Origin of the sequence: Nocardioides segetis (assembly GCF_051390595.1) — a bacterium.
Classification (GTDB): Bacteria; Actinomycetota; Actinomycetes; order Propionibacteriales; family Nocardioidaceae; genus Nocardioides.
On record NZ_JBNINR010000018.1, the window covers coordinates 77,402 to 102,128 of the forward strand.

Consider the following 24,727-nt stretch of genomic DNA (forward strand, 5'->3'; position numbering starts at 1 on the left):
GAGCGTGCCCCAGCTGCCGCCCGGGCGTGCCCGAGCCGTCGGCCCGGTCTACGCCTCGACGACCACCGGGATGATCATCGGCCGGCGCTTGTGGGTGTTGCTCACCCAGCGGCCGATGGTCCGGCGCACGGTCTGCTGCAGTTGGTAGGTGTCGGTGCTGCCCTCGTCGATCGAGCGGTTCACCGCGTCGACGATCGGCTGCTTGATCGACTCGAAGTCCGAGTCGGCCCAGGCGTGGCCGCGGGCGTGGATCTCGGGGCCTGCGGAGACCTTGCCGGCGACGGAGTCGACGACGACGATGACCGAGATGAAGCCCTCCTCGCCGAGGATCCGGCGGTCCTTCAGCTCGGACTCGGTGACGTCGCCGACCGACTGGCCGTCCACGAAGACGTACCCGCACTCGACCTTGCCCACGACCGAGGCGATGCCGTCGACCAGATCGACGACCACGCCGTCCTCGGCGTAGACGACGTTCTCGACGCCGGTGGCCTTGGCGAGCTCGCCGTTGGCGAGCATGTGCCGGACCTCGCCGTGGACCGGCAGCACGTTGCGCGGCTTGACGATGTTGTAGCAGTAGAGCAGCTCGCCGGCGCTGGCGTGACCACTGACGTGGACCAGCGCGTTGCCCTTGTGGACCACGCGTGCGCCGAGCCGGGCCAGGCCGTTGATGACCCGGTAGACGGCGTTCTCGTTGCCGGGGATCAGGCTCGAGGCGAGGACGACGGTGTCGCCCTCCTCGAGGTGCACGAAGTTGTGGTTGCGCTGCGCGATCCGGGCCAGCGCGCTGAGCGGCTCGCCCTGCGACCCGGTCGAGATGAGCACCTGCCGCTCGGGGGCGAGGTCGGCGAGCTCCTTGGCCTCGACCATGACGCCCGGCGGGACCTTGAGGTAGCCGAGGTCGCGGGCGATGGCCATGTTGCGGACCATCGAGCGACCGACGTAGGCGACCTTGCGGTTGTGCTTCACCGCCGCGTCGAGCACTTGCTGGACGCGGTGCACGTGGGAGGCGAAACAGGCGACGATGATGCGCTGCTTCGACTCGGCGAACGCCTGCTCGAGCACCGGGGTGATCTTGCGCTCGGCCGTGGTGAAGCCGGGCACCTCGGCGTTGGTCGAGTCGGTCAGGAAGAGGTCGACGCCCTCCTCCCCCAGTCGCGCGAACGCCCGCAGGTCGGTGATCCGGCCGTCGAGGGGCAGCTGGTCCATCTTGAAGTCGCCCGTGTGCAGCACCATGCCGGCGCCGGTGCGGATCGCGACCGCGAGCGCGTCGGGGATCGAGTGGTTGACCGCGACGAACTCGAGGTCGAAGGGGCCGAAGGAGATCCGGTCGCCCTCCTTGACCGTGTAGAACGGCGTCTGCCGCAGGCGGTGCTCGCGCAGCTTGGAGTTGACCAGCGCGAGGGTGAGCTCGGAGCCGACCAGCGGGATGTCCTGCCGCTCGCGCAGGAGGTACGGCGTCGCGCCGATGTGGTCCTCGTGGCCGTGGGTCAGCACCAGCGCCTCGACGGCGTCGAGCCGGTCGCGGATGGCCGCGAAGTCGGGCAGGATCAGGTCGACGCCCGGCTGGTGGTCGTCGGGGAAGAGCACGCCGCAGTCGACGATGAGCAGCCGGCCGTCGTACTCGAAGACGGTCATGTTGCGGCCGACCTCGCCGAGGCCGCCGAGCGGGATGACCCGCAGGCCGCCCCGGGGCAGCTTCGGGGGCGCGGACAGCTCGGGGTGCGGGTGCGACATCAGAGGAGGCCCGCCGCGGCGAGACCGGCACGGACATCCGCGACCTCCGCGTCGTCGAGCGCCATCAGTGGCGGTCGGACGGTTCGGTTGTCGAGGACCCCGACCAGCTCGAGAGCGGCCTTGGCCGTCGTCGCGCCGTAGTTGGCGACGCCCATGATCGCCTCGAACGCGGGGATCAGCCCGGTGTGGATGCGCAGCGCCTCGGCATGGTCGCCGGAGCGGAACGCGTCGATCATCGCGCGCAGCTCGGTGCCGGCGACGTGGCCGACCACCGAGACCAGGCCCACCGCGCCGTAGGCGAGGTAGCCGAGCGTGTTGACGTCGTCGCCGGAGTAGACGGCGTAGCCGAGGTCGACCAGCTGCGCGGTGCGCGCCAGGTCGCCCGTCGCCTCCTTGACCGCGATCACCGTGTCCCACTCGCGCGCGGCGACGTAGGTCTCCAGCGCGATCTTGGTGCCGGTGCGGCCCGGGACGTCGTAGAGCATGACCGGCACCCCGGTCGCCTCGACGACGTGGCGGAAGTGGTTGAGCACGCCGGGCTGGCTGGGCTTGTTGTAGTAGGGCGTCACCAGCAGCAGCCCGTCGGCACCGACCTTCTCGGCCTGCTTGGCCAGCTCGACCGAGTGACGGGTGTCGTTAGTGCCGACCCCGGCGACGACCTTGGCCCGGTCGCCGACGGCGTCCTTGACCGCGGCCAGGGTCTCGCCGTCCTCGGCACCGGTCGTGGTCGGCGACTCCCCGGTCGTGCCGGAGACGACGATGCCGTCGTTGCCGTTGTCGACGAGGTGCTTGGCGACCTTCTGCACTCCGTCCAGGTCGACGGAGCCGTTCTCGAGGAACGGCGTGACCATGGCGGTCAGCATGGTGCCGAAGGGTGCGGGAGTCATGACCCCCAGCCTATCGTCACACGTGGGGCAGGACCTCAGCCGCCACGAGGCGCAGGTGGTCGAGATCACCCAGGTCGAGGACCTGGAGGTAGATCCGCTCGGCGCCCAGCGCGGCGTACCGCCCGATCTTGTCGACCACCTCGGCCGGTGTCCCGGCCAGCCCGTTGGTCCGCAGCTCGTCGACCTCCCGCCCGATCGCGGCGGCGCGGCGAGCGATCGCGGCCTCGTCCTCGCCGACGCAGAGGACCAGCGCATTCGACCACGTCAGCGACGCGGGATCGCGGTCGATCTCCTCGGCGGCACGGCGTACCCGGGCGAACTGGGCGGCGGTCGTCTCCTCGTCGACGAACGGTAGGTTGAACTCGTCGGCGTACGCCGCCGCGAGCGCGGGCGTCCGCCTCTTGCCGAGACCTCCGACGAGGACGGGTACGCCGCCGCGCAGCCCGCCGTCCTGGACCGGCTTGGGCAGCGCGGGACTGTCCTCGAGCCGGTAGTGCCGCCCGTCGAACGCGTACCGCTCCCCCACCGGCGTCGACCACAGGCCGGTGATCAGCTCCAGCTGCTCGGCGTACCGCTCGAAGCGCTCCTTGGTGTCCGGGAAGGGGATGCCGTAGGCGGTGTGCTCCTGGGTGAACCAGCCGGCGCCGATGCCGAGCTCGACCCGGCCGCCGCTCATCCGGTCGACCTGCGCGACCTGGATCGCGAGCACTCCCGGGTGACGGAAGGTGGCGCTGGTCATCAGCGTCCCGAGCCGGATCGTGCTGGTGTCGCGGGCCAGCCCTGCCAGGGTGGTCCAGGCGTCGGTCGAGCCGGGGAGACCGTCGCCGCTCATGTGGAGGTAGTGGTCGCTGCGGAAGAAGGCACCGAAGCCGAGCCTCTCGGCCTCGAGGGCGACGGCCAGCAGGTCGTCGTAGGTCGCGCCCTGCTGCGGTTCGGTGAAGACACGGAGCTCCATGCCCCTACCTTCTCAGGCCGCTGTTCACCCGCCGCAGGCGAAGGCCCGCTCCCACCACACGATGGTGAACCCGTCGCGCGGCTCGCGGCGCACCTCGCGCCAACGCTTCGGGCCGAACTCCGGGTAGTGGGTGTCGCCCTCGGGCGACAGTGGGATCTCGGAGATGACCTGCTCGTCGGCGTACGGCATCGCCGCGGCGTAGACCGCCGCTCCGCCGCCGATCATCACCTGCCGGTCGGCGGGCTGTCCCTCCAGGATCCGGTCGGCGAGCGCGAGGGCGTCGGTGATCGAGTAGGCGACCTCGACGCCGTCGGCGGCGTAGTCGTGGTCGCGGGTGAGCACGATGGTGGTGCGGCCCGGCAGCGGCCGCCCGATGCCCTCGTGGGTGGTCCGTCCCAGGATCAGCACGTGGCCCATCGTGGTGGCCTTGAAGTGCTGGAAGTCCTCGGAGATCTTCCACGGGATGTCGGCGTCGGCGCCGATCACGCCGTTCTCGGCGACGGCGGCCACCATCGTGACCCGCCGTCCTGCGGGAGTCGTCATCGTCCTAGACCGCGATCGGGGCCTTGATGGCCGGGTGCGGGTCGTAGCCCTCGACGGCGATGTCCTCGAGCTCGAAGGCGTCGATCTCGGTGACGGCGGGGTTGAGCACCAGCCTCGGCAGCGGCCGCGGCTCGCGGGCGAGCTGGAGGCGGGCCTGCTCGAGGTGGTTGGAGTAGAGGTGCGCGTCGCCGAGCGTGTGCACGAAGTCGCCGACGCCGAGACCGGCGACCTGGGCCACCATGTGGGTGAGCAGGGCGTAGGACGCGATGTTGAACGGCACGCCCAGGAACACGTCGGCCGAGCGCTGGTAGAGCTGGCAGCTGAGCCGGCCGTCGGCGACATAGAACTGGAACAGGCTGTGGCACGGCGGCAGCGCCATGTCGTCGACCTGGCTCGGGTTCCACGCCGAGACGATGTGGCGGCGGCTGTCGGGATTGGCGCGGATCTGCGCGATCACCTGCGCGAGCTGGTCGATGTGGCCGCCGTCGGGGGTGGGCCACGAGCGCCACTGGGCGCCGTACACGGGCCCGAGGTCGCCGTTGTCGTCGGCCCACTCGTCCCAGATGGTGATGCCGCGCTCCTGCAGCCAGCGGACGTTCGTGTCGCCGCGCAGGAACCACAGCAGCTCACCGAACACCGAGCGGGTGTGGATCTTCTTCGTCGTCACCAGCGGGAAGCCCGCGGTGAGGTCGAACCGCATCTGGTGCCCGAACACGCTCAGGGTCCCGGTGCCCGTGCGGTCGCCCTTCTCGGTCCCCTCGTCGAGGATCCGCTGGACGAGGTCGAGGTACGCGCGCACGGCGTCAGCCTAGTTGGACGGCGCGGTCACAGCGTGACCGTCCCGCGGATCGTGGTCCGGGTGTCGCCGCCGATCCAGATCACCCCGTCGCCGTCGGTGTCCACGTGGACCCGGCCGCGCCGGCCGATGACCGTCCCCTGCGCCGCGACGTACGACGCCGGCAGCACGCCGTCCGCCAGCCACTGGGCGAGCGAGGCGTTGAGCGAGCCGGTCACCGGGTCCTCGGTGCCGGAGGTCTCGTCGGTCACGAAGGCCCGCACCTCGACGGCGCACTCCGACCCGGGCGGATACGGGCCGACGACGCCGACCTTGCCGGGCAGCTCGGCGAGCGACGGGGTGAGCGCGAGCACCGCGTCGGCGCTGGCCAGGCGGACGGCGACCCAGCCGGGCCCGTTGTCGGCCCAGGCCAGGTCGACGATCTCGGCGCGGTCGATGCGCAGCCCGGCCGCGATCCGGCCGGCCAGCTGCTCGTCGACGGGACCCGAGCGGATCAGGTCGGGGGCGGCGAACGCGAGCCGGCCGGCGTCGCGGCGCAGGCGCACCAGGCCCACCCCGCACTGCTGGACCACACCCTCCCCCGCGGGCACCCCACCGGCCTCCAGCCACGCGTGGGCGGAGCCGAGCGTCGGGTGCCCGGCGAACGGCAGCTCCTCCTCGGTGGTGAAGATGCGCACCCGGTAGTCGGCCGCCGGGTCGCTCGGCGCCAGGAGGAAGGTCGTCTCGCTGAGGTTGGTCCACCGGGCGAAGCGCTGCATCTCCTCGTCGCTCATCGCGTCGGCGCCGTGGACCACGGCCAGCGGGTTGCCGAGGAGCGGCTCGGTCGTGAACACGTCGACCTGGCGGAACTCCCGGATCATGGCGTCACCCAGGGTCACGCGCTGAGCGACATCGGGCCGTACACCTCGCGGTCCGCCTCGAAAAGCGTCACGTGGGTGACGCCGAGGTCGGCGAGCTCCGACCACGTCTCGCCGATCCAGGACTCGGCGTCGCCCTGGCTGGGGAAGGTCTGGTCGGCGTACTCCTGGGCGTCGGCGCCGGTCAGCGCCACCTCGCTCCCCGAGGCGTCCTCGAGGCGCCAGCGCCAGGGATGCTCGGCGGGAGCGGACGGGCGGTACGGAGCGGGCTGCTCGGGCAGGGTCATGTCACGACTCTCGCACGGACGGCTGCACGAACGGCGGCTTGGTGATCTGGAAGACCTCGGGCCGGCCGCGGACGTCGACCATCACCTCGGCGCCGTCGTCGACCACGGTCGAGACCAGCGCGAGGCCGATGCCCTTCTTCATGGTCGGCGAGAACGTGCCGGAGGTGACCTCGCCGAGCGGGACGTCGCGCAGGAGGCGCACGCTCATGTGCGGACGCGGGATCGCGCGGCCGGTGGAGACGATCCCGACGAGCTTGCGACGGGGGCCCGCCTCACGCTCGGCCAACAGCCGGTCGCGGCCCCAGAAGGCGGGCTTCTTCCAGCCGACCGCCCATCCCAGCCGGGCCTCGTTGGGAGTGATGTCCGGCGAGATGTCCTGGCCGTGGAGCGGGTAGCCCATCTCGGTGCGCAGGGTGTCGCGCGCGCCCAGGCCGGCCGGCACCAGGCCGTACGGCTCGCCGGCCGCCATCAGCGCGTCCCACAGGGCGGGGGCGACCTCGGACGGCGCGATGAGCTCGTAGCCGCGCTCGCCGGTGTAGCCGGTGCGGCAGACCACGACCTGCGCGCCCTCGAACGGCGCCTCGACGAAGCTCAGGTAGTCGTGGCCCACCGGCAGCCCGACGCCGGCGACGACCTCGTCGGACCGCGTGCCCTGGACCGCCAGCACGGCGTAGTCGCGGTGGTGGTCGAGCACCTCGACGCCCTGCGGCGCGGCCTGCGCCAGGCGGCGGCGCACCTCGGCGCAGTTGGCGGCGTTCGGGACGACGAGCACGTGGTCGTCGTCGCGGTAGTAGGTGAAGACGTCGTCGACGATCCCGCCGGTCGCGTCGTCGACGACCAGGCTGTACTGGGCTCGGCCGGGACCTATCCGGTGCAGGTCGTTGGTGAGGGTGGCGTTGAGGAACTCGACCGCACCCGGGCCCCGGACCACGAGCTTGCCGAGGTGGCTGACGTCGAAGATGCCGACGCCGCCGCGCACCGCGGCGTGCTCCTTGACGACACCGGTGGGGTACTCCAGAGGCATCAGCCAGCCGCCGAACTCCGAGAACTTGGCGCCGAGCGCCTCGTGCCGGTCGTGCAGGGGTGAGTGCAGGGGGGTCGCGTCCGCCATGTGGGCAATCTATCGCCGGGCCGCCTCGATATCCTGCCGGGCGTGACGACTTTCGCGCTCCGAACGGCCAGCCCCGCCAAGACCCGTGCCGAGGCGGTCGTCGTCGGGGTGCTGCCCGACGGGGTGCTGGCCCCGGGTGCCGAGGACGTGGCGGCGGCGTACGGCCGCAAGCTGTCCGGCCTGCTCGCGACGGTCGGCGCCAAGGGCGCGCCGGGCGAGGTGGCCAAGGTCCCGACCGCGGGGACGATCGCCTCCCCGCTCCTGGTCCTCGTCGGGCTGGGCGCCGACCCCGACGCCGCGGCGGTACGCCGAGCCGCGGGCAATGCCGCGCGCGCGGTCACCAATGCGGCCTCGGTCGCGCTGGCCCTGCCGGCGGACACGCCCGAGCTGGTGCGCGCCGTGGTCGAGGGCTACCGGCTGGGCGGCTACGCGTTCACGTCCTACAAGAGCAAGCCGGCCACGCCGACCGCACCGGCCGAGGTCGTGGTCCTCACGCCGGCCGCGCGCCGGGCCGAGGTGGCCGCCGCCGTCGAGCCCGCCCAGGTGCTGGTCGACGCGATCGTCGCCGCGCGCGACTGGGTGAACACGCCGCCGGGCGACCTGACACCCCCCGCCTTCGCCGCGGCCATCGCCGCGGCGGTCAAGGACGTCAACAAGGGTCTCCCCAAGGGGCGCGCCAAGGTGAAGGCCGACGTGATCGACGAGGCGCGGCTGGCCGAGCTCGGCTGCGGCGGACTGCTCGGGGTCGGCGCCGGCTCGGCGGCTCCCCCGCGCCTGGTCGAGCTCAGCTACGCGCCGAAGGACGCGGTCGCCCATGTCGCGCTGGTCGGCAAGGGCATCACCTTCGACTCCGGCGGCCTGTGGATCAAGCCCGCCGCGAGCATGGCCACGATGAAGGAGGACATGGCCGGCGCCGCCGCCGTCGTCCAGGCCGCCCTCGCCGCGGCCCGCCTCGGCCTGCCCGTGCGGGTCTCCGCCTTCGCGGCGCTGGCCGAGAACATGGTCGGTGAGGCGGCGATGCGCCCCGGTGACGTGCTGCGCACCTACGACGGCACCACCGTCGAGGTCACCAACACCGACGCGGAGGGCCGCCTGGTCCTCGCCGACGCCCTCGGCCGCGCCCTCGAGGCCGCGCCCGACACCATCCTCGACATCGCGACCCTCACCGGGCACATGGTGCTCGCGCTGGGCGACCGCCTGGCCGGCGTGCTCGGCGACGACGACGTGGTGGCCGACGTCATCGCCGCCGGCGCCGCGGCCGGCGAGGACGCCTGGCCGATGCCCATCCCGGAGTACATGGACGGCCGGATCCGCAGCTCGACGGTCGCCGACCTCGCCCAGTACGACGGCATCCGCTGGGGCGGCGGGCTGTTCGCGGCCGCCTTCCTGCGCGAGTTCACCGGCGGACTGCCGTGGGCGCACCTCGACATCGCCGGGCCGACCTTCAACAAGGGCGGCCCGAGCGGCCACCTCGCGCCCGGCGCGACCGGCTACGGCGTGGCGACGCTGGTGGAGTACCTCAGGGCTCGCGCCGCTGTTGGTCCCGCTGCTTCTGCGCCTGCCTGACCCGGGAGTTGTAGTCGCGCATCCGCTGCGGCACGCCGACCACGGCGGCGTCGTACGACGGCACCTGGTGGCGGTTGCAGAAGTCGTGCGCCCAGTTGATCGAGGGCACCCGGCGGCGCGTCCACTCCCCGTCGTGGGCGACGAGGAGCAGGGTGATCTCGCTGACCGCGGTGCGCGGCTCGACGAACCCCTCGACCCCACGGCGCTCCTGGACCCAGGTGCGCAGATGCTCCTCGTCGGCGCGATCGGAGGCACGCACCCGGGTCGAGCCGGTGCGTGCTGCGTCCTTGGCCGGGTTACTCATCCGTAGCTTGGAGCCGCCGCGGAACCGGTCGAACAAACCCATGGTTCCAGTGTGCCCGAACCGTGGGTGGGCCGTTGCCGGTTGCGTTGTCGATGGTGCAAGGATGAGCACCATGGCGACCGAAGTCACTCTCCCCGCCCTCGGTGAGTCCGTCACCGAAGGCACCGTCACGCGCTGGCTCAAGCAGGTCGGCGACCAGATCGCGATCGACGAGCCCCTGCTCGAGGTCAGCACCGACAAGGTGGACACGGAGATCCCGTCTCCCGTCGCCGGCACGCTGGTCGAGATCCGCGCGAACGAGGACGAGACGGTCGAGGTCGGTGCCGTGCTGGCGATCGTCGGTGAAGCCGGCGAGGCGCCTGCCGAGGCCCCCGCCGCCGAGGCACCCGCCGAGGCTCCGGCCACTGAGGCTCCGGCCGCCGAGGCCGAGGCCGCTCCGGCCGCCGAGGCCCCCGCCCCCGCCCCCGCCGAGCCGGAGGCAGCTCCTGCCGCCGCGCCCGAGCCGGCAGCCGCGCCCGCCGCATCGGGCGCCGGCGACGGCACCGCCGTCACCCTGCCTGCCCTGGGCGAGTCGGTCACCGAGGGCACGGTCACCCGCTGGCTCAAGCAGGTCGGCGACGAGGTCGCCGTCGACGAGCCGCTGCTCGAGGTCTCCACGGACAAGGTCGACACCGAGATCCCGTCGCCGGTCGCCGGCACCCTGCTCGAGATCAAGGCCGCCGAGGACGAGACGGTCGAGGTCGGGGCCGAGCTCGCCATCATCGGCTCGGGGACGCCGGCCGCCGCCGCCCCCGCCCCGCAGGCGCCCGCCGCGCCGAAGGCACCCGCCGCCCCGGCCCCGGAGGCCCCGGCTCCGGAGGCTCCCGCCGCGCCGGCGCAGGCCGCCCCGGCTCCCGAGGCGCCCGCTGCACCCGCGGCCGCTCCCGCTCCGGCGGCTCCGGCCGCACCCGCGCCGGCTGCACCCGCGCCGGCCGCACCCGCGCCGGCCGCCGAGGCCACCGACGGCCCCGGCTACGTCACTCCGCTCGTCCGCAAGCTCGCCGCCCAGCACGGCGTCGACCTGGCGCAGGTCACCGGCTCCGGTGTCGGCGGCCGGATCCGCAAGCAGGACGTCCTCGACGCGGCGACCCCCAAGGCCGCCCCGGCCGGAGGCACCCCGGCCGCCGCTCCCGCCGCATCCGCCGCCCCGGCGACCCCGTCGCCGCTGCGCGGCCAGACGGTCAAGGTCAGCCGGCTGCGCAAGATCATCGCCGAGCGGATGGTCGAGTCGCTGCACGTCTCGGCTCAGCTCACCCAGGTGGTGGAGGTCGACGTCACCAACATCGCCCGGCTACGCGAGAGCGTGAAGGCGGAGTTCCAGGCGCGCGAGGGCGTCAAGCTGACCTACCTGCCGTTCTTCACCAAGGCCGCCATCGACACGCTCAAGCAGCACCCGTCGCTCAACGCCAACCTCGACCTCGAGAAGGGCGAGATCACCTACTACGACCGCGAGAACGTCGCCTTCGCCGTCGACACCGAGAAGGGCCTGCTCACGCCGGTCGTCAAGGACGCCGGCGACCTGTCGATCTCGGGGCTGGCCAAGAAGATCGCCGACGTCGCCGAGCGGACGCGGACCAACAAGATCGGTCCCGACGAGCTCTCCGGCGGCACCTTCACGATCACCAACCTCGGCAGCTTCGGCGCCCTTTGGGACACCCCGATCATCAACCAGCCGCAGGTCGCCATCCTCGGCCCCGGTGCCGTGGTCAAGCGTCCCGTCGTGATCGACGACGAGGACCTCGGCGAGACCATCGCGGTGCGCCACATGGTCTACTTCGCGCTCACCTACGACCACCGGGTCGTCGACGGCGCCGACGCGGGCCGCTTCCTGCGCGACCTGAAGAAGCGCCTCGAGGCCGGTCAGTTCGAGGTCTGAGGCCACCGTGCACGTCGTGGTCGCCGGCTCGTCCGGCTTCCTCGGCCGCCGGCTCGTCGCCGAGCTGCGCGGCCGGGGCCACGACGTCACCTGCCTGGTGCGGCGCGACCCGGACCGCGCGGAGTCCCGCTGGGACCCGCAGGGCGGCACGGTCGACGCCGGACTGGTGCGCTCCGCCGACGTCGTCGTCAACCTCGCGGGCGCGCCGCTGATCGGCAACCCGCACTCCAAGAAGTGGGCGCACGACGTCCTCGACTCCCGGTGCGCCACGACCGGCCTGCTCGCCAGGACCATCGCCGCCGCGCCGACGCCTCCGGCCCTGGTCAACGCCTCCGGCGTCAGCTGGTACGGCGACCACGGCCCCGCCGAGCTCACCGAGGCCTCCGACACCCGCGGTCACGCCCTGCTCACCCGCGTGTGCCGCGCATGGGAGGCGGCGGCGCATCCCGCGGCCGAGGCCGGTGCCCGGGTCGTCCTGCTGCGCACCGCGCCGGTCCAGGACCGGAGCAACGCCCCGCTGCGGCAGCAGCGCCTGCAGTTCCTCGCCGGGCTCGGCGGGCGTCTCGGCAGCGGCCGGCAGCACTACCCGGTGATCTCGCTACGCGACTGGGTCGGTGCCGCGACCCACCTCGTCGAGCACCCCACCGCGGCGGGTCCGGTCAACCTGTGTGCCCCCGTCACGCCGACCAACGCCGAGTTCACCCGCGCGCTGGCGCGGCTGCTCCACCGACCGGCCCTGCTGCCGGCGCCGTCCGCCGCGATCCGGCTGGCCGCCGGCCCGATGGCCGACGAGGTCCTCGGCTCGCTCAACCTCCGGCCGGCCGCACTGCTCGACCTCGGCTACGGCTTCGCGGACCCCGACGTCGACGCCGTGCTCGCCACCGGGCTCCGGGGCTCGGCAGCCTGAGCCGACGCGAGCAGCCACCGGGCGCCGCTGCGGACGAACGCGAGCCGTCGCGTCGTCGGTCGGTCGCGCGGCAGCGTCGCCGACTCCCCCGGCCCGGCCCGGATCACGGAGCCGTCGGCCACCCGGTCGGTGACCACCAGCACGATCCGGTCGTCGGTGCGTCGTCGCAGCTCGACCGCGAGGACCTGCATCGCCAGGCCCTCCACCCGCAGGCCCCGCCGCAGCCACGCGCGCAGCATCGCCACGTCGCGGCGACCGGCCGCGGAACCGGGGGCGTAGAGCCGCCGCAGCGCCGCCGGATCGGCCTCGGCCCAGGCCCGCGAGCGGGCCCGGTCCCAGTCGCGGAGCACGGCCAGCGAGCCCACGGCGCGGGCGACCTCGACCCGCGCCGCGGCGGGGCCGACCACGGTGACCGGCCCACCGGTCGGCGTACCGGACGACGGGGAGCCGGGCCGCAGCAGCACCCCCGCGACCACCGCGGCGATCGTCACGAGGACGGCGGCGGTCCCGGCGAGGACGGAGCGGGCGGCCGAGATCTGCATGAGCCGATCCTGTCCCGTCCCCCCGACAGGCGCATCCGGTCATCCACAGGCCCGGGAGTAGGCTCGACGACGTGACGCTGACCTTCCGCGAGGACGGACTCGGACCCGACTTCATCGACTACGTCACGGCATGGGACCTGCAGCGCGAGCTGCACGCGCAGGTCGTCGCCGGCGAGCTGACCGACACCGTCCTGCTCGTCGAGCATCCGCCCGTCTTCACGGCCAGCCGCCGGACCGAGCCGCACGAGCGCCCCGCCGACCCCGGCGGCGCTCCGGTCATCGAGGTCGACCGCGGCGGCAAGATCACCTTCCACGGACCCGGCCAGCTGGTCGGCTATCCGATCGTGCGGCTGGCCGACCACGTCAAGGTGGTCGACTACGTGCGCCGTCTCGAGGAGGCGATCATCGCCGTGTGTGCCGAGTTCGGTGTCACCACGGCGCGGATCCCGGGCCGCACCGGCGTGTGGCTCAGGGCGGACGAGCGGGGCGGCGAGCGGAAGATCGCGGCGATCGGCATCCGGGTGCGCAACGGCGTCGCGATGCACGGCTTCGCGCTCAACTGCGACGTCGACCTGAGCTGGTACGACAGGTTCGTGCCCTGCGGCATCTCCGATGCCGGCGTGACCTCGCTGAGCGCCGAGCTGGGACGCGACGTCCCCGTGCGCGAGGTGCTGGACGCCGTACGCCGGCACCTGGCCGACCTGCTGGCGTGGAGACCCTATGTGCCGACGCCCGACTACGAGCCGCGCCCCGACCCGGCCAAGGCCGCGGTCCCGGTGCTGGGCTATCCCGCCCGCGGAGTAGGCTGACGTGGTGAGTGCAGCACCCGAGGGGCGCAAGCTCCTGCGCCTGGAGGTCCGCAACGCGGAGACCCCGATCGAGCGCAAGCCGTCGTGGATCAAGACCAAGGCCAAGATGGGCCCGGAGTACACCGCGCTGCAGAAGCTGGTGAAGTCCGAGGGCCTGCACACCGTGTGCCAGGAGGCGGGCTGTCCCAACATCTTCGAATGCTGGGAGGACCGCGAGGCCACGTTCCTCATCGGCGGCGACCAGTGCACCCGGCGCTGCGACTTCTGCCAGATCGACACCGGCAAGCCGCAGGCGCTGGATCGCGACGAGCCGCGCCGGGTCGCGGAGTCGGTGCAGACGATGGGCCTCAAGTACGCCACCATCACCGGCGTCGCCCGTGACGACCTGCCCGACGGCGGTGCGTGGCTGTACGCCGAGACGGTGCGCGCCATCCACGAGCTGAACCCCGACACGGGCGTGGAGAACCTGATCCCCGACTTCAACGGGGTGCCCGACCTGCTGACCGAGGTGTTCGAGTCGCGACCCGAGGTCCTGGCGCACAACGTCGAGACCGTCCCGCGGATCTTCAAGCGGATCCGACCCGCGTTCCGCTACGAGCGCTCCCTCGACGTCCTCACCCAGGCCCGCGCGTTCGGGCTGGTCACCAAGTCGAACCTGATCCTCGGGATGGGCGAGACCCGCGAGGAGGTCTCCCAGGCCCTGCGCGACCTCCACGAGGCCGGATGCGAGCTCGTCACGATCACTCAGTACCTGCGACCCTCGGTGCACCACCACCCGGTCGAGCGGTGGGTCAAGCCCGAGGAGTTCGTCGAGCTCGCCGCCGAGGCCGAGGAGATCGGGTTCAGCGGCGTCCTGTCCGGCCCGCTCGTCCGTTCGTCGTACCGGGCCGGACGTCTGTATCGTCAGGCGATGGCCGCGCGGGACGCGCGCGCCGAAGCGACCGCCTGACGCCCGCCGTTCCGCCTGAGGAGACCGCAGCACCCCATGTCGAACACGCCTGTCGATCCGTCCACGCTGAGCCGCCGCCGGCAGATCATCGAGACCTACAAGATGTCTCGGGAGGTCGACCCGGCGATCCGCTGGTGGATGCTCGGCGCCTTCCTCGTCTTCGGCGGTCTCGGCCTGGCGCTCTTCCGCCTGGTCCTCCCCCACAACAACTCGGTCTTCAGCTGGATCCTCGCCGGCATCGCGACCTTCCTCATCGGCCTGCTCGCGCTGATGATCGTCTTCGGCCGCCGTGCCCAGAAGGCGGCCTTCGCCCGCCTCGACGGCCAGCTCGGCGCCGCCGCCCGCGCGCTGACCATGCTGCGCCGCGGCTGGGTCATCGAGGAGGTCGTGGGCTTCACCAAGCAGCAGGACATGGTCCACCGCGTGGTCGGCCCTCCGGGCATCGTGCTGGTCGGCGAGGGCAACCCCGGCCGGCTGAAGGCCCTCATGCTCAGCGAACACAAGAAGCACGAGCGGGTCGCCGGCGACTACCCGGTCCACGACGTGCTGGTCGGTACCGAGGAGGGGCAGGTCCCGCTCAACAAGCTGGTCCGCCACGTCCAGAAGCTCGGCCGCCAGGTCAAGCCGGCCGAGATCACCGAGATCCGCCAGCGGCTGCGCGCCCTCGACGCCCAGCGGCCCAAGGTGCCGCTCCCCCGCGGCCCCGTGCCCACCTCGATGAAGGGCATGCGCGGCAACCTCCGCGGCCGCTGAGGCACCCGCCTCGCCGCGCTACTTCACCATCGTGCGCAGCGTCGCGAAGGTGATGGTCGACGTACCGGCGAGGATGTCGTGCAGCCCCCGGCCGTCGGCGCGGAACACCAGCGGCGGGATGACCAGCGCGATCATGACCTGCCGCAGCAAGGCCTTGAACGGGTTGAGGCGGCGCAGGTGACCGTCCGCGGGTACGACGCACAGGCCGGTCAGCAGCTTGCCCGCCGAGCCGCCGCCCAGCCAGGTGAGCAGGGCCGACTCGGCGACGTACACCGGCAGGACCAGGAACGACGCGGTCGAGCCGGGCTCGGTGTAGTCGTCGAGGCCGAACGCCACGATCACCACCAGCGTGCACAGCGTCCAGTCGACGATCAAGGCCAGGACCCGGCGTCCCCACGAGGCGGTGGGGAACGAGGGACTGTTCACATCAGCGACACGTGGCACGCGACCAAGGGTAGGCGGGACGCTCGTTCGGACGACCGCCACCCCGGCCCGCGCATCTTGTTACATTCCGGAAACAAAGCGGTCATGGGTGGGAAACTGCGCGACCGGTAAGTTGCTGTCAGCGGCGCTCCGCACAGGCGCGGACCGTCTGCCGCGACCGACCACACCCCCGTCGGGTAACGCCTGAGGGCACGTCCGTAGGAGACGTGCCGAGGAGGAACGAATGTTCAACAACAGCGAAGAGCTGCTCAAGTACATCAAGGACGAGGGCGTCGAGATGATCGACGTCCGCTTCTGCGACCTGCCCGGTGTCATGCAGCACTTCACCGTGCCGGCCTCGTCCTTCGACCAGTCCGTCTTCGACGACGGCCTGGGCTTCGACGGCTCCTCGATCCGTGGCTTCCAGGCGATCAACGAGTCGGACATGTCGCTCTTCCCCGACCCGACGACGGCGTACATCGACCCCTTCCGCCGGTCGAAGACGCTGAACGTGAACTTCTTCATCCACGACCCGATCACGGGCGAGGCGTACTCGCGCGACCCGCGCAACATCGCGAAGAAGGCGCTGGCGTACCTCTCCTCCACCGGCATCGCGGACACCGCGTTCTTCGCGCCGGAGGCCGAGTTCTACATCTTCGACAACGTCCGCTACTCCACCGGCGTCAACGAGGGCTACTACCACATCGACTCCGTCGAGGGCTGGTGGAACTCCGGCAAGGCCGACGACACCAACCGCGGCTACAAGACCCGCCTCAAGGGCGGCTACTTCCCCGTCGAGCCGTACGACCACTACAGCGACCTGCGCGCCGACATGGTCAAGAACCTCGAGACCTGCGGGCTCCAGGTCGAGCGGGCCCACCACGAGGTCGGCACCGCCGGTCAGGCGGAGATCAATTACCGCTTCGACACGCTGCTCAAGGCCGCGGACGACGTGATGAAGTTCAAGTACCTCATCAAGAACACCGCCTGGGAGCAGGGCAAGTCCGTCACCTTCATGCCGAAGCCGATCTTCGGCGACAACGGCTCCGGCATGCACGTGCACTCCTCGCTGTGGAAGGACGGCTCGCCGCTCTTCTACGACGAGACCGGCTACGGCGGACTCTCCGACGTCGCCCGCTGGTACATCGGCGGCATCCTCGAGCACGCCCCGGCGCTGCTCGCCTTCACCAACCCGACGGTGAACTCCTTCCACCGCCTGGTCCCCGGCTACGAGGCCCCGATCTCCCTGGTCTACTCCTCGCGCAACCGCTCTGCGTCAATCCGGATCCCGATCACCGGCAGCAACCCCAAGGCCAAGCGCGTCGAGGCCCGCTTCCCCGACCCGTCGGCGAACCCCTACCTGGCGTTCTCGGCCCTGATGCTCGCCGGCCTCGACGGCATCCAGAACAAGACCGAGCCGCCCGCCCCGGTCGACAAGGACATCTACGAGCTCCCGCCGGACGAGATGGCCGAGATCGCCCAGGTCCCGACCTCCCTCGGCGCCGTGCTCGAGGCCCTCGAGGCCGACCACGAGTTCCTCACCGTCGGCAACGTGTTCACCCCCGACCTCATCGAGACGTGGGTGTCCTACAAGCGCGAGCACGAGATCGCTCCCGTGCAGCTGCGGCCGCACCCGCACGAGTTCGAGCTGTATTACGACATTTAGCCCCGCGTGGGTGACGCCCACCGGCTGAGTGCCTGAAAACGGCCCCTGACCTGCGAAGACACCTTCCAACGTCTTCCATCATCAGGGGTCGTTTTTCGTTCGTCTGCGACCCCCGTGCGGCCCACACACCGGTGTTGGCCGTCCGGGACCGCCCGGCCTGCCCTGCACATCGGTGCTGCACAGGGCCGCTACCGTAGCCGAAACGTGCGCTCAGCCGCGATCCGGGCTTGACCCGGGGCGTCGCGGCCGAAGTGATCTGGATCAACACCCCCTCACGGCTTGGTCACCCCCATCCCGCTGCTCTACTCACTGTGGCTGACGCGGGCATTGATGACCTCCGCGATTCTCCCCGCCTGTGTCGGCCCTCGCGGATAGGCTCACCGCATTGAGGAGTGACCTCGCAAGCCGGCGGGGCCCAGTGGTAAGGGAGAGCATGACCGCCCAGGTCGCGACAGGCCCAGACGTGCAGGCCACGGTCGAGGAGCAGCTCGTGAAGTCCCGACATCGGGTGAAGACGTACGGCGAGGTCCTCACGCCGCGGCACATGGTCGACCGCATGCTCGACCTGGTGCAGAAGGACCTGGAGTGTGTCGACAGGACCTTCCTCGAGCCGGCAGCCGGCGACGGCAACTTCCTCGTCGCGATCCTGCAGCGCAAGCTGGCGGCCATCGAGCGGAGCTACCCCTACGAGGAGTGGCCCGAGGCCTCGCTGTTCGCCCTGGCCTCGATCTACGGCATCGAGCTGCTGGAGGACAACCACAAGGACGCGAAGCTGCTGATTCTCTCGACGTTCCTGCGCTTCCACGAGGAGCGCGAGGTGCCCTGCGGACCTCGGACGAACCTGTATCGGTCCGCCGCGTTCCTCATCGACACCAACGTTGTCCGCGGGAACACCCTCACGGGCCGAGACTGGCGGGGCAGGGAGATCCAGTTCTCCTGGTGGCGCCGGGTCGAGGGCTCACCTGGGGTGGTCCAGCGGGAGCCGTTCGCGTTCTCCTCGCTGCGTGAGGGGGCCATCGACTTCAACGTCTACCCGGACTACGAGGCTTGCCGGATCGACAAGGTGCACGAGCAGGGCCGCTCGAATGGCTAGCCCAAAGATCAAGACCTACCGCGAGATCATCCCGCTGATTTACTCATGGAGGACGCCCGACGTCCCCAAGTACGAGGGCTGGGAGAAGATCGGATACACCGAGCAGGAGACTGCCGACGCCCGCATCGCGCAGCAGGCGAGCCAGATGTCCATCACCAAGGAGAAGGTCTGGGCGCGCCGGGCGGTCTTCACATCCGAGGCGGGCGGCCGCTTCACCGACACCGACTTCCACGCATTCCTGCGTCAGCAGGGCGTGGAGCGGGAGCTCAAGCCGACGCGGACCGAGTGGCACAACTTCGCCGAGGCCCCCAGGAAGTCGATCGACTACTTCAACGACTTCGCCGGCCAGGACTTCTCCGCGATCCAGCGTGTCGATGTGGTCGAGGACTACACCCTGCGGCCCGAGCAGCAGGCCGCGGTTGACCAGGCTGTGGCCGCATTCAAGGGCGGCAAGCCCGAGGTGCTCTGGAACGCTAAGCCGCGCTTCGGCAAGACGCTGACCACCTACGACCTCATGCGCGCCTTGGACGTGCAGAAGGTCCTCATCGTCACCAATCGTCCAGCCATCGCGAACGCCTGGTACGACGACTTCACGCAGTTCATCGGCCACCAGACCACCTTCCGGTTCGTCTCGGAGTCGCCCTCGCTGGACGCTCGATCGCCCATGACCCGCGAACAGTGGCGGGCGTACTCGCTGGCCCACCAAGACGACAACCCGCGCATCGTGGAATTCGTTTCGCTGCAGGACCTCAAGGGTTCGCAGTACTTCGGCGGCTCCTACGACAAGCTGCGTCACATCGCGCAGTTCGACTGGGACCTGCTCGTCATCGACGAGGCCCACGAGGGCATCGACACCACCAAGACTGACGTCGCCTTCGACCAGATCAAGCGCAAGTGGACGCTGCACCTGTCCGGTACGCCCTTCAAGGCGCTGGCGAAGGGCAAGTTTGAGCAGGACCAGATTTTCAACTGGACCTACGAGGACGAGCAGGTCGCGCGCCAGAACTGGACCCCCGGGGACGGGGAGAACCCGTACGCCGCGCTGCCGACGCTCAACCTGCTGACCTACCAGATCTCGCGGATGATCACCGACCGTCTGGCGGAGGGTGTGGCGATCGCCGAGGACGAGGCGAACATCGACTTCGCCTTCAACCTCAACGAGTTTTTCGCGACCAAGGACAACGGCTACTTCGAGCACGAGGCCGAGGTCGAGAAGTTCTTGGACTGCATGGCGACGAACGAGAAGTACCCGTTCTCCACTCCGGAGCTGCGCGACGAGATCCGCCACTCCTTCTGGCTGCTCAACCGCGTTGCCTCGGCGAAGGCGCTCGACCGGATGCTCAAGAAACACGAGGTCTTCAAGGACTACACGATCGTTCTCGCTGCCGGTGACGGGCGCCCGAACGACGACGACGCGGACCCTGTGGCCGCTGGCAAGTCGCTCGACAAGGTGCGCCAGGCGATCGCTGAGACCGAGAAGGCCGGCGGCAAGACCATCACCCTGTCGGTCGGCCAGCTCACCACCGGTGTCACGGTGCCAGAGTGGACCGCGGTCATCATGCTCTCGGACTTGTCCTCGCCGGCGCAGTACATGCAGGCGGCGTTCCGGGCGCAGAACCCCTGCACCTTCGAGCGCGGTGGGCAGGTCTTCCAGAAGCAGAACGCCTACATCTTCGATTTCGCCCCCGAGCGCACACTGACGGTCTTCGACGCGTTCGCCAATAACCTCCACCCGAACCCCTCGGGTGACCCGGCAGCGCGCAAGGAGAACATCCGCACGCTGCTCAACTTCTTCCCGGTGCTCGGCGAGGACGCCGAGGGCCGGATGATCGAGCTCGACGCGTCGCAGGTTTTGACGTTCCCGCAGGTCTTCAAGGCCCGCGAGGTCGTACGCCGAGGGTTCCTATCGAACCTGCTGTTCGCCAACGTCGGCGGCATCTTCCGCTACTCTGAGCACGTCAAGGAGATCCTCGACAAGCTCCCCACGGCGAAGCAGGGCAAGGCCAAGGTGGGCGATCCCATCGAGATCCCACAGCCCCCGCCTGTGACCGATCCGGAAGGTAAGGTCGACGTCAACGCCATAACCGAGACCGTGATCAACCCCAAGGTCGAGGAACTTGGCAAGCCGGTTTACCGCATCGAGGACTTCCCGATGCCCGAGGCCGACGCACCGGTCGCGACGGCTGCAACGGCTATCGCCAAGGCCGTGACGGAGCAGACCCGCGCTAAGCGCGAGCAACTGAAGGACGAGTACGGGCTCACGGTTGCCCAGGTCGACAAGGACATCAAGAAGACCGAGCAGGTGGTGAAGGACCAGGTCGAGCGCGCCTACACCGACCACAACATCGTCAACAAGCACCTCGAGAACGAGCTCAAGAACGCGGCCACCGAGGCGGAGGCCGCCGCTATCGCCGCGAGGATGGCCGAGCAGGACGAGGCGTTCAAGACGAACATCCTCTCCATCGTCGAGAGCACGATGGAGACGATCGTGCCTCAAGTGGTCACGCGCGAGGAGACCAAGAAGGAGCAGAAGCGGGCGAACCAGACCATCGAGGACGCCCGTTCGCACCTGCGGGGCTTCGCTCGTACGATCCCGATGTTCCTTATGGCGTACGGCAACCGCGACCTCCGGCTCTCGAACTTCGACGACTACACGCCCGACGACGTGTTTGAGGAGATCACCGGGATCACCGAGGCGGAGTTCCGGCTGCTGCGCGACGGTCAGGAGGTCACGGAGGAGGACGGCACCGTCACGAAGATCCCGGGCCTCTTCGACGAGGCCGTCTTCAACGAGGCCGTCCTGGAGTTTCTCGACAAGAAGGAAGCTCTCGCCGACTACTTCGACGGCGCTCAGACCGAGAACATCTTCGCCTACATCCCGCAGCAGAAGACCTCGCTGGTCTTCACGCCACAGGCCGTAGTGAAGCTGATGGTGGACACCCTCGAGGCCGAGAACCCTGGCATCTTCTCCGACGCCGAGAAGACGTTCGCGGACCTGTTCTCAACGGCCGGCCTGTTCCTGATGGAGCTCGTACGTCGCCTCGACACGGGCCTTGCCGAGGTATTCCCCGACCAGGACGAGCGGCTACGGCACATCATGTCGGCCCAGCTGTTCGAGATGAGCCACAACGAGATCCTGCACCGCATCACGATTGAGGCTGTCTCCGGTGGGGTCCCCGAGCGCAAAGAGTGGCTCACCGAGTCCGGGCACTTCCGGGTCGGCAACGTCGCAAACATGAGCGTCAAGGAGCGTCGAGCAATGGTCGATGAGATGCTGAGGGAAGGCAACTGACGTGAGCAAGAAGTTCGACGTCGTGATCGGCAACCCTCCCTACCAGGAGGATTCAGTCGGCGAATCGACCCACAACATGCCCATCTACGACAAGTTCATGGACGCGGCATTCGCGGTTGGCAACCAGGTCGTGCTCATCACGCCAGCACGCTTCCTCTTCAACGCGGGGTTCACGCCGAAGGCTTGGAACGAGAAGATGCTCGCGGACGAGCACCTTCGGGTAGCTCACTTCGAGCCCGACTCGAATCGGCTCTTCCCAGGCCTGACCGACCCGATTAAGGGCGGAATCGCCGTCACTCATCGCGACGCCGGGCGCAAGCTCGGCCCGATCGGCTTCTTCACGCAGCACCCGCAGCTCAACGCCATCCTGAGCAAGGTCCAGAGCGCAGGGACTCACTCGCTGACGGATCTGGGCATCACCAACGATCGACAGCATCGCTACACCGACAAGATGCACGCGGAGAACCCGACCGCCCGGTCGTTGATGTCCGCGGGGAACCCGTACAAGCTCGATGCCGGCGCTTTCGACCGTCTCCCGTTCCTCTTCCACGAGAAGCGGCCGTCGGATGGCTTCGACTACGTCGAGGTGTACGGCCTGTCCGGACGGAAGCGCACGACTCGCTGGCTCCGCCGCGACTACATCACTGGCCCTCGTTCGTTCCCGGCCTACAAGGTTGCAGTTCCGGCTGCGAACGGGTCTGGATCGACAACCGATTTCTTCGGCATCGCATTGAACAACCCGACGGTGCTTGCGCCGGACGTGGCGGTGACGAGCACGTTCCTCACGATCGGGGCTTTCGACACCGAAGCGGAAGCCGAGGCGCTGCTCAAGTACGTGAAGTCGAAGTTCGCTCGCGCGATGCTGGGCATCCTCAAGGTGACCCAGCACAACGCAGCCCACACGTGGCGCTACGTGCCGAAGCAGGACTTCACGGCCGCCTCGGACATCGACTGGTCCAAGTCGATCCCGGAGATCGACCAACAGCTCCACGCGAAGTACGGGCTCGAGGAGGACGAGATCGCCTTCATCGAGGAGAAGGTCACGCCCATGGAGTGACCCCGGAGGGGGTCACTCCATTCGGCGCCCAAGAGATTCAGTCGCTAGAAGACCGCTCGTTAATGGAATCGGTAAGCTGGCCACACATGCCGAAACCCCTTGAGAGGCTCTCACCACGTCGATCAGAGGTGCGCGGCGGCATCCCCGCGGTCACCTTCGCCGCGCTCCAGGCGTGCCTCCCGGCGGCGGTGGCTGCCGCGCGCCCTCCGGACGCGTCGACTGAACCGCTACGTCATAGCAGGGTTGGGACTGCTGCACGGATAGGTGACATCTGATCTGTGGTTCCGAGAGGTGCCGCTGGAAGGATATGCACTGTGCCGAAGCCGTACCCCAAGGAGTTCCGCGACGACGTGGTCCGTGTCGCGAGGAACCGTGAGCCGGGCGTCCACCTCAAGCAGATCGCTGCCGACTTCGGCATCAGCGAGTCATGCCGACGAACTGGATGAAGACCGCCGACGTCGAGGACGGCGTGAAGCCCGGCACAACGGCGGCTGAGAATGCCGAGAACCGCGAGCTGCGCAAGCGGCTGCGGCTGCTGGAGCAGGAGAACGAAGTCCTGCGACGCGCGGCTGCCTACCTGTCCCAGGCGAACCTGCCGGGAAAATGAGGCTCTTGTGACACTTCTGTGGGTGGTTGATCGCGCCTGAACGGCCACACGCCGCTCCCGCTCTAGTTTCTGCTTGTCGAGAGTCAGGAACTGCAGAGCGGAGAACGGCGTGCGAAACGCCAGCCTATGGCGCGCCCTCTTGGGCGTCGAGAAGACCGTCATCGAGGACATCGAGTTCGACGAGGTAGGCGAGGTGGTCGTCGCGCATGTGCGGCCACGACGAGCTGCCCGCGGCCGGTGTGGTCGGTGCGGCACCCGAGCCTCCTGGTACGACCCCGGCGAAGGACGCCGCCGCTGGCGCTGCCTGGACCTGGGCACCGTAGAGGTGTTCCTTGAGGCAGACGCGCCGCGCGTGAACTGCCCGACCCACGGGCCGACCGTCAGGCAGGTTCCGTGGGCACGTCACGCCGCCGGCCACACGCTCGCGTTCGACCAGCAGGTCGCCTGGTTGGCGACGCAGTCCTCAAAGGCCGCGGTCACCCAACTGATGCGGATCGGGTGGCGCACCGTCGGAGCGATCATCACCCGCGTCTGGGCCGACACGGCCGAAGGGATCGACGCGTTTGCCGGCCTGCGACGCCTCGGGATCGACGAGATCTCCTACAAGCGCAAGCACAAGTACCTGACCGTCGTGGTCGATCATGACACCGGCCGACTCGTATGGGCCAAGGCCGGACGCGACCGAGCCACGATGGAGGAGTTCTTCGACGCCCTAGAAGCCTCCGGCGAAGGCAGGTGCGCCCAGATCACTCACGTCACAGCTGATGGCGCAGAGTGGATCGCGAACGTCGTGCGCGAGCGATGTCCCCAGGCTGTGCGGTGTGCTGACCCGTTCCATGTCGTCGGCTGGGCGACTGACGCACTCGACGTCGTGCGCCGCGACGCCTGAAACCAGGCCCGTCGCGCTGGAAACACCAAGGTCTACGGGTGGGCTGCTGGTCGTCGACTCATCGTGTCCACCGGTCATGCTCGAGCACTCAAGAACGCCCGTTACGCGTTGTGGAAGAACCCGGAGAACCTCACCGAGAATCAGCAGGCGAAGCTCGCCTGGATCGCGAAGACCGACCCGGGGCTCTACCGCGCCTACCTCCTCAAGGAGGGCCTGCGCACCGTGTTCCGGTTGCCGCCCGACGAAGCAGCTGATGCCCTCGATCGCTGGATCGCGTGGGCTCGACGCTGTCGGATCGAGTCCTTCGTCAAGATCCAGCAGCGGATCGCCAAGCACCGCGACGAGATCCTCGCCGCGATCGAGCACGGCCTATCCAACGGCCTGGTTGAGTCGGTCAACACCAAGATCCGCCTCATCACCAGGATGGCCTTCGGGTTCAGATCGCCCGACGCCCTCATCGCGCTGGCCATGCTCAACCTCGGCGGCCACCGACCCGCACTGCCCGGCCGATGACCCACGGATCAGTCAGAAGAGCCGAAAAATGTACCCGCTCGTCCGCGAGCTGGCCGTCGACGGGATCCCTGTCACGGTCACGTGCCGGGTCCTCAACATCGCTCGCCAGCCCTACTACGGCTGGCTCGCCTGCCCGGTCACCGACGCCGACCTGGTCGAGGCGTACCGCGCGAACGCGCTGTTCGACGCCCACATGGACGACCCCGAGTTCGGCTACCGGTTCCTCCTCGACGAAGCGAAGGAGGCCGGCCAGGACATGGCTGCACGGACCG

23 protein-coding genes and 2 pseudogenes are annotated in these 24,727 nt (G+C 69.7%); 14 read left to right on the plus strand and 11 right to left on the minus strand.

All coding sequences use genetic code 11. The features are described from left to right. Positions 1 to 48: 48 nt before the first annotated feature. Genes ACPZVR_RS22405 through gcvT form a run of 8 tightly spaced genes read right to left on the minus strand, consistent with a single transcriptional unit; the run spans position 49 to position 7,170 of the window. A complete protein-coding gene (locus ACPZVR_RS22405) occupies positions 49 to 1,734 on the minus strand; it encodes a ribonuclease J (protein WP_436701903.1) in 1,686 nt (561 codons plus the stop codon). Continuing rightward, positions 1,734 to 2,621: a 4-hydroxy-tetrahydrodipicolinate synthase gene (gene dapA / locus ACPZVR_RS22410; protein WP_436701904.1), complete on the minus strand. Its 888-nt coding sequence runs from the start codon at positions 2,619 to 2,621 to the stop codon at positions 1,734 to 1,736. The genes ACPZVR_RS22405 and dapA overlap by 1 nt, the downstream gene beginning before the upstream one ends. Positions 2,622 to 2,637: 16 nt before the next feature. Next, on the minus strand, positions 2,638 to 3,576 hold the full coding sequence (locus ACPZVR_RS22415) for an LLM class F420-dependent oxidoreductase (protein WP_436701905.1): 939 nt from the start codon (positions 3,574 to 3,576) through the stop codon (positions 2,638 to 2,640). A gap of 24 nt (positions 3,577 to 3,600) precedes the next feature. Next, entirely contained in the window at positions 3,601 to 4,119 is a 519-nt protein-coding gene (locus ACPZVR_RS22420; protein WP_436701906.1) for a dihydrofolate reductase, read from the minus strand. 4 nt (positions 4,120 to 4,123) lie between these two features. Beyond that, positions 4,124 to 4,918 (minus strand): thymidylate synthase, encoded by a 795-nt coding sequence (locus ACPZVR_RS22425; RefSeq protein WP_436701907.1) that lies wholly within the window; start codon positions 4,916 to 4,918, stop codon positions 4,124 to 4,126. 26 nt (positions 4,919 to 4,944) lie between these two features. Next, positions 4,945 to 5,793 (minus strand): PhzF family phenazine biosynthesis protein, encoded by an 849-nt coding sequence (locus tag ACPZVR_RS22430; RefSeq protein WP_436701908.1) that lies wholly within the window; start codon positions 5,791 to 5,793, stop codon positions 4,945 to 4,947. After that, entirely contained in the window at positions 5,790 to 6,059 is a 270-nt protein-coding gene (locus ACPZVR_RS22435) for a hypothetical protein (RefSeq protein WP_436701909.1), read from the minus strand. The genes ACPZVR_RS22430 and ACPZVR_RS22435 overlap by 4 nt, the downstream gene beginning before the upstream one ends. A gap of 1 nt (position 6,060) precedes the next feature. Further along, positions 6,061 to 7,170, minus strand: a complete 1,110-nt coding sequence (gene gcvT / locus ACPZVR_RS22440; RefSeq protein ID WP_436701910.1) for a glycine cleavage system aminomethyltransferase GcvT — start codon at positions 7,168 to 7,170, stop codon at positions 6,061 to 6,063. Positions 7,171 to 7,212: 42 nt separating this feature from the next. Here gcvT and ACPZVR_RS22445 point away from each other — a divergent pair, with 42 nt between their 5' ends. Then, a complete protein-coding gene (locus ACPZVR_RS22445; RefSeq protein WP_436701911.1) occupies positions 7,213 to 8,736 on the plus strand; it encodes a leucyl aminopeptidase in 1,524 nt (507 codons plus the stop codon). On the opposite strand, the gene ACPZVR_RS22450 is transcribed toward ACPZVR_RS22445, so the two are convergent. Further along, positions 8,690 to 9,082: a hypothetical protein gene (locus ACPZVR_RS22450; protein WP_436701912.1), complete on the minus strand. Its 393-nt coding sequence runs from the start codon at positions 9,080 to 9,082 to the stop codon at positions 8,690 to 8,692. The genes ACPZVR_RS22445 and ACPZVR_RS22450 overlap by 47 nt on opposite strands. Positions 9,083 to 9,152: 70 nt before the next feature. On the opposite strand from ACPZVR_RS22450, the gene sucB reads away from it, so the two are divergent. After that, a complete protein-coding gene (sucB, locus tag ACPZVR_RS22455; protein ID WP_436701913.1) occupies positions 9,153 to 10,955 on the plus strand; it encodes a 2-oxoglutarate dehydrogenase, E2 component, dihydrolipoamide succinyltransferase in 1,803 nt (600 codons plus the stop codon). 7 nt (positions 10,956 to 10,962) lie between these two features. Beyond that, positions 10,963 to 11,862 carry a TIGR01777 family oxidoreductase gene (locus tag ACPZVR_RS22460; RefSeq protein WP_436701914.1) on the plus strand — a complete coding sequence of 300 codons (900 nt, stop codon included), beginning with the start codon at positions 10,963 to 10,965 and terminating at the stop codon, positions 11,860 to 11,862. Here ACPZVR_RS22460 and ACPZVR_RS22465 read toward each other — a convergent pair. Next, positions 11,796 to 12,404, minus strand: a complete 609-nt coding sequence (locus ACPZVR_RS22465; RefSeq protein WP_436701915.1) for a hypothetical protein — start codon at positions 12,402 to 12,404, stop codon at positions 11,796 to 11,798. The two genes, ACPZVR_RS22460 and ACPZVR_RS22465, sit on opposite strands and share 67 nt — an antisense overlap. A 71-nt stretch (positions 12,405 to 12,475) precedes the next feature. Here ACPZVR_RS22465 and lipB point away from each other — a divergent pair, with 71 nt between their 5' ends. From lipB to ACPZVR_RS22480, 3 genes are read left to right on the plus strand one after another with little or no spacing between them, the layout of a single operon-like run. Further along, a complete protein-coding gene (gene lipB / locus ACPZVR_RS22470) occupies positions 12,476 to 13,213 on the plus strand; it encodes a lipoyl(octanoyl) transferase LipB (protein ID WP_436701916.1) in 738 nt (245 codons plus the stop codon). Between the two features lie 4 nt (positions 13,214 to 13,217). After that, positions 13,218 to 14,162: a lipoyl synthase gene (gene lipA, locus ACPZVR_RS22475; RefSeq protein ID WP_436701917.1), complete on the plus strand. Its 945-nt coding sequence runs from the start codon at positions 13,218 to 13,220 to the stop codon at positions 14,160 to 14,162. Positions 14,163 to 14,198: 36 nt separating this feature from the next. Then, entirely contained in the window at positions 14,199 to 14,915 is a 717-nt protein-coding gene (locus tag ACPZVR_RS22480; protein ID WP_436701918.1) for a DUF4191 domain-containing protein, read from the plus strand. Between the two features lie 18 nt (positions 14,916 to 14,933). On the opposite strand, the gene ACPZVR_RS22485 is transcribed toward ACPZVR_RS22480, so the two are convergent. After that, entirely contained in the window at positions 14,934 to 15,359 is a 426-nt protein-coding gene (locus tag ACPZVR_RS22485) for an RDD family protein (protein ID WP_436701919.1), read from the minus strand. Positions 15,360 to 15,582: 223 nt separating this feature from the next. On the opposite strand from ACPZVR_RS22485, the gene glnA reads away from it, so the two are divergent. The 8 genes and pseudogenes from glnA to ACPZVR_RS22525 form a co-directional block, all read left to right on the plus strand. Then, complete coding sequence (glnA, locus tag ACPZVR_RS22490) at positions 15,583 to 17,004, plus strand: type I glutamate--ammonia ligase (protein ID WP_436701920.1); 1,422 nt, start codon at positions 15,583 to 15,585, stop codon at positions 17,002 to 17,004. A gap of 433 nt (positions 17,005 to 17,437) precedes the next feature. Further along, positions 17,438 to 18,097 carry a DNA methyltransferase family protein gene (locus ACPZVR_RS22495; RefSeq protein ID WP_436701921.1) on the plus strand — a complete coding sequence of 220 codons (660 nt, stop codon included), beginning with the start codon at positions 17,438 to 17,440 and terminating at the stop codon, positions 18,095 to 18,097. Between the two features lie 145 nt (positions 18,098 to 18,242). Further along, positions 18,243 to 21,389, plus strand: coding sequence for a DEAD/DEAH box helicase (locus ACPZVR_RS22500; protein WP_436701922.1), 3,147 nt, complete (start codon positions 18,243 to 18,245; stop codon positions 21,387 to 21,389). Position 21,390: 1 nt separating this feature from the next. Then, entirely contained in the window at positions 21,391 to 22,446 is a 1,056-nt protein-coding gene (locus tag ACPZVR_RS22505) for an Eco57I restriction-modification methylase domain-containing protein (RefSeq protein ID WP_436701923.1), read from the plus strand. A 314-nt stretch (positions 22,447 to 22,760) separates the two neighbouring features. Then, positions 22,761 to 22,892 carry a hypothetical protein gene (locus ACPZVR_RS22510; RefSeq protein ID WP_436701924.1) on the plus strand — a complete coding sequence of 44 codons (132 nt, stop codon included), beginning with the start codon at positions 22,761 to 22,763 and terminating at the stop codon, positions 22,890 to 22,892. Next, complete coding sequence (locus ACPZVR_RS22515) at positions 22,889 to 23,053, plus strand: hypothetical protein (protein WP_436701925.1); 165 nt, start codon at positions 22,889 to 22,891, stop codon at positions 23,051 to 23,053. Before ACPZVR_RS22510 ends, ACPZVR_RS22515 begins: the two co-directional genes overlap by 4 nt. 109 nt (positions 23,054 to 23,162) lie before the next feature. Next, positions 23,163 to 24,455 (plus strand): annotated as a pseudogene (locus tag ACPZVR_RS22520) (ISL3 family transposase). Positions 24,456 to 24,483: 28 nt separating this feature from the next. Continuing rightward, positions 24,484 to 24,727 (plus strand): annotated as a pseudogene (locus tag ACPZVR_RS22525) (IS3 family transposase); the annotation flags it as partial.

Excerpts from the sequence above, each read along its gene's own strand:
- ACPZVR_RS22405 (WP_436701903.1), bottom strand. The coding sequence starts at position 1,734 with ATGTCGCACCCGCACCCCGAGCTGTCCGCGCCCCCGAAGCTGCCCCGG.
- dapA (WP_436701904.1), bottom strand. The coding sequence starts at position 2,621 with ATGACTCCCGCACCCTTCGGCACCATGCTGACCGCCATGGTCACGCCG.
- ACPZVR_RS22415 (WP_436701905.1), bottom strand. The coding sequence starts at position 3,576 with ATGGAGCTCCGTGTCTTCACCGAACCGCAGCAGGGCGCGACCTACGAC.
- ACPZVR_RS22420 (WP_436701906.1), bottom strand. The coding sequence starts at position 4,119 with ATGACGACTCCCGCAGGACGGCGGGTCACGATGGTGGCCGCCGTCGCC.
- ACPZVR_RS22435 (WP_436701909.1), bottom strand. The coding sequence starts at position 6,059 with ATGACCCTGCCCGAGCAGCCCGCTCCGTACCGCCCGTCCGCTCCCGCC.
- gcvT (WP_436701910.1), bottom strand. The coding sequence starts at position 7,170 with ATGGCGGACGCGACCCCCCTGCACTCACCCCTGCACGACCGGCACGAG.
- ACPZVR_RS22450 (WP_436701912.1), bottom strand. The coding sequence starts at position 9,082 with ATGGGTTTGTTCGACCGGTTCCGCGGCGGCTCCAAGCTACGGATGAGT.
- sucB (WP_436701913.1), top strand. The coding sequence starts at position 9,153 with ATGGCGACCGAAGTCACTCTCCCCGCCCTCGGTGAGTCCGTCACCGAA.
- ACPZVR_RS22465 (WP_436701915.1), bottom strand. The coding sequence starts at position 12,404 with ATGCAGATCTCGGCCGCCCGCTCCGTCCTCGCCGGGACCGCCGCCGTC.
- ACPZVR_RS22480 (WP_436701918.1), top strand. The coding sequence starts at position 14,199 with ATGTCGAACACGCCTGTCGATCCGTCCACGCTGAGCCGCCGCCGGCAG.
- glnA (WP_436701920.1), top strand. The coding sequence starts at position 15,583 with ATGTTCAACAACAGCGAAGAGCTGCTCAAGTACATCAAGGACGAGGGC.
- ACPZVR_RS22495 (WP_436701921.1), top strand. The coding sequence starts at position 17,438 with ATGACCGCCCAGGTCGCGACAGGCCCAGACGTGCAGGCCACGGTCGAG.
- ACPZVR_RS22500 (WP_436701922.1), top strand. The coding sequence starts at position 18,243 with ATGTCCATCACCAAGGAGAAGGTCTGGGCGCGCCGGGCGGTCTTCACA.
- ACPZVR_RS22515 (WP_436701925.1), top strand. The coding sequence starts at position 22,889 with ATGAAGACCGCCGACGTCGAGGACGGCGTGAAGCCCGGCACAACGGCG.